4 protein-coding genes are annotated in these 6,026 nt (G+C 41.9%); all 4 read right to left on the reverse strand.

The annotated features are described in order from the left end of the window. A partial coding sequence (locus AB1630_04125) for a pentapeptide repeat-containing protein (GenBank protein MEW6102997.1) occupies positions 1–3,817 on the reverse strand: 3,817 nt, incomplete at its 3' end. Continuing rightward, positions 3,814–4,167 carry a hypothetical protein gene (locus AB1630_04130; protein MEW6102998.1) on the reverse strand — a complete coding sequence of 118 codons (354 nt, stop codon included), beginning with the start codon at positions 4,165–4,167 and terminating at the stop codon, positions 3,814–3,816. The genes AB1630_04130 and AB1630_04125, both read right to left, overlap by 4 nt. After that, entirely contained in the window at positions 4,164–4,787 is a 624-nt protein-coding gene (locus tag AB1630_04135) for a hypothetical protein (GenBank protein ID MEW6102999.1), read from the reverse strand. Before AB1630_04135 ends, AB1630_04130 begins: the two co-directional genes overlap by 4 nt. Then, complete coding sequence (locus AB1630_04140; protein MEW6103000.1) at positions 4,787–5,845, reverse strand: hypothetical protein; 1,059 nt, start codon at positions 5,843–5,845, stop codon at positions 4,787–4,789. The genes AB1630_04135 and AB1630_04140 overlap by 1 nt, the downstream gene beginning before the upstream one ends. Between the last annotated feature and the right edge of the window lie 181 nt (positions 5,846–6,026).

The following is a 6,026-nucleotide window of genomic DNA, read 5'->3' on the forward strand; positions in this document are numbered from 1 at the left end:
GCATGGCTCCATCTGGACTGATGGCTACTGAGAAAACCCTGCCTGTATGCCCTTCTAATCTCTGGATAAGCCTGCCCGTCTTTGTCTCCCAGAGACAAATGGTTCTATCATCTGACCCTGAGGCAAGCATGGCTCCATCTGGACTGATGGCTACTGAGAAAACCCTACCTGTATGCCCTTCTAATCTCTGGATAAGCCTGGCTGTCCTTGTCTCCCAGAGACAAATGGTGTTATCATATGACCCTGAGGCAAGGATGGTTCCATCTGGGCTAAAAGCTACTGACCTAACCCTGTCTGTATGGCCTTCCAATCTCTGGATAAGCCTGGCTGTCCTTGTCTCCCAGAGACAAATGGTGTTATCATATGACCCTGAGGCAAGGATGGTTCCATCTGGGCTAAAAGCTACTGAGAAAACCGAGTCTGTATGGCCTTCTAATCTCTGGATAAGCCTGCCTGTCCTTATCTCCCAGAGACAAATGGTTCTATCATCTGACCCTGAGGCAAGCTTTCCTCCATCTGGACTAAAAGCTACTGAGAAAATCGGGCCTTTATGACCCTCTAAGGTCTGGATAAGCCTGCCTGTCCTTATCTCCCAGAGACAAATGGTTCTATCATTTGATCCTGAGGCAAGATTCTCTCCATCTGGACTAAAAGCTACTGACCTAACCCAGCCTGTATGCCCCTCTAATCTCTGGATAAGCCTGCCTGTCCTTGTCTCCCAGAGACAAATGGTGTTATCATATGCCCCTGAGGCAAGCATCCCTCCATCTGGACTTATGGCTACTGACAAAACCCTGCTTGTATGCCCCTCTAATCTCTGGATAAGCCTGCCAGTCTCTGTCTCCCAGAGACGAATGGTTCTATCATCTGACCCTGAGGCAAGGATATTTCCATCTGGGCTGATGGCAATACAATTAGCGGGTGATGGAATGTGACGGATTGCCCGGTTTATCTTTGAATCAAAAAAGATGATTCCTCCCTCGCTTGCGGCAATCAATAGCCTTCCATCCGGGGAGTAGATAATTTCATCTGTTCTATAAGAAGATGGCTCAAGCACCGGTTCTATCTTAAATTCTCTATCCCAGGATGCGCCAAATCCTGGCATCTCTTTATCGGTTTTTGCCTTCCATCCCCGCACATAATCAAATCTTGCCCCATCAATTAAGGCTCCCAGAAGGTCAGCTCCTACAAGGTCAGCGCCAGTTAAGTTTGCTCCCCTTAGGTCAGCTTCCCTTAGGTTAAATCCCTTAAGATTTTTCCCTACAAGTATTGCCTTCTTTAGATTTGCACCTTGAAGATTATAGTTATAGCCTCTTAAATCAATAGGGCTAAGGTCTTGCCCTTCAAGATTTATCTTTTTCAGAAAAGCCCCAAGGATTAAGGTATTTTCTTTCCCAAAAAGGCCTGGTGTTTCCCCAAGTTTTTCTACCAAATTCTTTGCTTTTTGTTCTCCTAAGAGTTCAAAGAGAAACCTTCCTGCCTCAGGTGAGAAGAGGTTAGCAGAGAGTAAGGGGATAGGGTCTTTCTCCTCTTTTAGGCAAGAAGCCAGAAAGAATTCCTGAATTGCCTTATGGCTAAATGTCCATAGCCCTTGGGTATCCCTCTTTAGCAAGGCAACACGATTGATAAGCCTAAAAGTAGCCTCATCAAAAGGGATATACTTGGGTAAGAATTCAACAATTTGAAACTTAAGGCTTTGCTCATCAATTCCAACTTGTTTTGTTCTCCAGAGATAGAGGGCAAGATTCTGGTCAAATTGTCTTATGTTATCAGGACTTAGTGTTGTTGAATACTTTTTTATAACCCTCTTAATTTCCTGGTCAATACAGCGATTGATTACATCCACCTGTTTTTGTCCGATTTTAGCTGCTTCTATCGCCTCATTAAATGAGTAAGAAAAATAGTGCAGGAATACAGGTCGCTTTGCCATCTCCCAAAGAAGGGGATTTTCCTTGAGCCTTTCACAATCTCCTATTGGGTCTTCGCGGCCATATTTTCCTAGGAACTCAATAATCTCTTCTTCATTAAACTCGCCAAGCTCTATAGCTTTTCCCCTACTTAAGAAGGTATCTTTAAGCTCACTTGAGGCTTCAATAAGATATGACCGGCAGGTAAGGATTATCTTTGTATCTTTGCCAGATAACTGGGTTAGATTCCTGGCAAGTTCTAAGAGTTCTTCAGGCTTTATGCGTAAGCTCAACTCATCTAGGGCATCTAAGAGAAGGACTCCTCCCATTGCTAATAGGGCATCAGGAGATTTGTCAGTAAATCCTATTTCAGCGCGACGAAAGTGCTGGTCTAAGAGGCGGGTGAGTTCTTTTGAGCGCTCCATCTCCCCAAGGGAGATAAAGATAGGAACCCTTTGCTCAGGATTTTCCTGATATTCACTTGCAAGCCTGCGATAAAGCTCACGGAGGGCAAATGTCTTTCCTATGCCAAACTCTCCACCTAAAAGAAGGAAGCCTGCGCCAGAGGAGGTAGCAAAATCATAAAGCTCATCTACTACTGGAATACTACTTCCTTTAGCCTTTTGCTTAATATATTTTTCTGGGGGATAATTTTCATCTCTTTCAATTATCCCTTTTTGCCAGGAGGTTAATTTCTCTGTATCTAAAAGACCAAGCTCTAAATCCTTCTGCTTGACTATTTCTACCCCTTTTCCCCTTAACTCATTTATTTGCTCATCAGGGCTTCCTTTAGGGAGGACTACTACGGGATAGATTCTGGGCTGATAGTTTCTGTAGCAATCAATTACATCCTTTAGGCGCTTAAGGAATAAATCATTAATTACCGGGCTTGCTCCAACAATTGCTCCTCCACCTGGACCTAGGGGGTCTTTATCCCTATAGGCATAAAATATATCCTTTTCACCCTCAATCTTATATCCAAGCCAATCATAATAATTGCGGATTAAAGTGGTAAATGGACTATGTATCTCTTTGTAGTATTCACGCTCCTCTTCCCTTTTTTTATCAGGAGGTTCAATCCATTTTATACCATATCCCTGCATAAGAAGGTGGTAATCTACCTCTCTGGCAATATTTAAGAGTTCCTTTTTGACATGGTCAATAGAGGCAGAACCAATGGGTTCTATTCCTTCAATAACCAAGTCATAGCCTAATTCTCTGGCTAAAATAAGATGTTCTTTAATCTCTTGAGCCAATGTTGCCCAACGCGACCTGAAACCATCTTGAAAATAGAGGTAGTCAACCTTTGTCCAGGCAAGATACTTTATTATCTCTGCCTGCCTGCGTAAAGAGTCCTCTCCAGGAACTGGGAGGTCATCAAGGCTAAATTTGTAAGCAGGAAGACGCTCTTTAAAGGTATGAAAAGCTGAAATGCCCTTTATATCAAAGGGATGGGTTTCACTAATCTCTAAGATAAAATCCTTTGGGATTTGAGTAAATGGGGTTAAGTCAATTATTTCATTATTTATAATTTCTGTAATGAGAAAAGAAGAGAGATTGATGGATTTTTTTACCCTTTCAAGCCTTTCATAATCTGGATGCTTCTTTAAAGCCTTCCCGATTAAGCCAATCATTGCCAAATCAAGTTGAGCAATTAGTTTGTGAAGGGATGTATCTATCCGGCATTCACGACAATGGGACAATAGCTCACCACCACTTACTTGTCTACCTATATCTCCGGATGGTGCTTGAAATAATAGCTCTGCCCCTGCTGTCCATTCCTGACCATCTGGGTTAAGTTGATTAACCCAGTTGACCTTAAAGCAAGCCTCTCCTTCTGGATATTCAATAGTTTCTCCGTGGATAAGTTTTTTTACCAGGCTATGGACATAATCGTTATGCTGGCTCATAATCGCTCAATGACTACCTCTGTTTCGGTAAGTTTTATTCTGGTATTGCATAGAAGGCCAAATCCTAAGGAATTGATTCCTGAGTCATAAATCCTCACTTCACATTCTTTCCCAAACCAAGAAATGGTAGAACGATAAACGGTGGTATCAATAAATCTACCGTCTGCTACCTTAATATACCCTAAACCTCTCGGCTCCAGTCTCCATCCATTTTTTCTTAAATCAGAAACAGAGGCAGATAAGCAATCAGTAAAACCAGTGTCTACAGTGAAGAGAACCGGTTTTGAACCTTTTTGGCCACAGAGTTCTATCCTAGGAATATTTTCATCAACCCTTCCTTTTATCTTCATTCTTCTCCAATTGAGCGAAAGTAGAAAAGGGATTGCGGATGGTCTTTGGATGCTAATTTATCTGCCTTCAGGGTATCAGAGGCGATATAGTAATTTCCAGATTCAACCTCAATAGCCACTACCATCCCCCTATTTTCCCTTTCAAGTTTCTCTTTTATACCTTGATAAATTGCTTCACCACGACTGACAAGTAGCCTACCTTGGGCATCAGATTGCTCATCTTTCACTTGCTGGCTAAATATAGAGGCATTCTCAGGGGTGGCTTCTAAATGGGAGGAAACAAAGTCATCAAGGTCAGGGGCTTCTTTAGCAAATTTGGAGCCTCCATTATTTTGCGTTACAAGAATCCATCTCCCTGTTTGTAAATGGTTGCGTGCATTATTGAGTTCTTTAACAAACCTCTGGGCATTCTGGATGCAGATAATTTCTTCTTGTGGTGGCTTTTCTAATCGTTTATATAAAGAGGAAGGGTTTTTAATCTCCTGCCAGGGAAAGTCCCTTTGGGTAAGCTGTTTAAGGGATGCAATCATTTTCCTACAGGTTTCTTTTGAGTCATAGGTCAAATAGGTTACCCCTGGTTTACTAAAACTTTCTTGATATGTTTGGACAATATTTTTCATTAAAGTTCATGGTAGCCCCATTTAAGTGCCCTGGCAATTATTGGATGCACTTTATATTCAGGTTGAGTATCACCATATTGAATAAGAAGATTATAAAAGAGAAGCGTGTAAAGAGAGGTTTTGTCAGCCAGCGAACCTTCTTTTGCTAATTTAAGGGAATTAAGCATATCCTCATTAGCTCTGGCAAGGAGACGATTTGCCCGTTCATCCAGAATCTGGGTAAGATGGGAAGGGGTGAGCCGAAGGATTCCCTCTTTCATTGTATTTTGGAGGGAGCGATGGGTATTAACCAAAGCCTCCCTTGGAATACCAGCTGAGTAAAACCCAATAGCCTTAAGGAGCTTATCATCAAGGATATTTTCTTTAACCCGTCTTCGCACTACCTCTTCAATCCAGGGAAGCCTTTCTAAAGATGAGGAGGTCGGTAGGCCAGGAAGAAAATCAATACTATCAAATATATCCACCAGTTTTGTCTCTGCCCATTCAGGAGCGGGTTGAGCAGTGAAAAGAAGCCGGACAAAGAGGTTTTTTAATTGAGCTCCAATCTCATTCATCAATTGAGCAAGTTCTTTTGTCCTCCTGTCCAAACCGTCAATGACAATGAGGAATGGACGACCAAGAGCTGATTCTTCATCCTGGATATTCCTGGATAGCTTCTTAAGGTCAGTTTCTATCGCCTCTACCCTGCCACCTTTCAGACCGCAGTTAAGCAAAAAAAGGATTGCCTCGTAGTTAAGTGGTTGGGTTGGGTCAAGATAATCTCCTGCCTCAAGATAGCGAATGGTAATGAACTCACGAATCTCTTTGGCAAACCGTAATATCACTGTGGTTTTTCCAACCCCCCTTTGACCACTTAACAATCCACGAAACCCACCTCCTAATGGTACCTTAGAAAGCAGGGATGAACGAAAGGTTTTGTATCCTTTGTCAGAGCGAGGGATGTAGTAGGTAGTAAGCTCTTCCTCACGGGGCAAAGAACTTGGTCGGGTAGCCTCAAGTGCCTCTTCTATTGTCTGTGGCATAAATGGGTCAAGGGTGGTTTGAAATGACCTATTCATAATTTCTCATTATACACCATCTTGCATAATTCATCAAGAAATATATCTTTAACTGTATGTGTTTAGCTTTAATGGAACAAATGAAATCCGAAATTCGAAATCCGAAATTTTAAAACAAATTCAAATGACTAAAATTGAAAATTCAAAACAATATAATTTATTTGTTATGAGAATAAAGATT

The organism is bacterium, from assembly GCA_040753555.1.
GTDB lineage: Bacteria > UBA9089 > UBA9088 > UBA9088 > UBA9088 > JBFLYE01.

Excerpts from the sequence above, each read along its gene's own strand:
- AB1630_04130 (MEW6102998.1), bottom strand. The coding sequence starts at position 4,167 with ATGAAGATAAAAGGAAGGGTTGATGAAAATATTCCTAGGATAGAACTC.
- AB1630_04135 (MEW6102999.1), bottom strand. The coding sequence starts at position 4,787 with ATGAAAAATATTGTCCAAACATATCAAGAAAGTTTTAGTAAACCAGGG.
- AB1630_04140 (MEW6103000.1), bottom strand. The coding sequence starts at position 5,845 with ATGAATAGGTCATTTCAAACCACCCTTGACCCATTTATGCCACAGACA.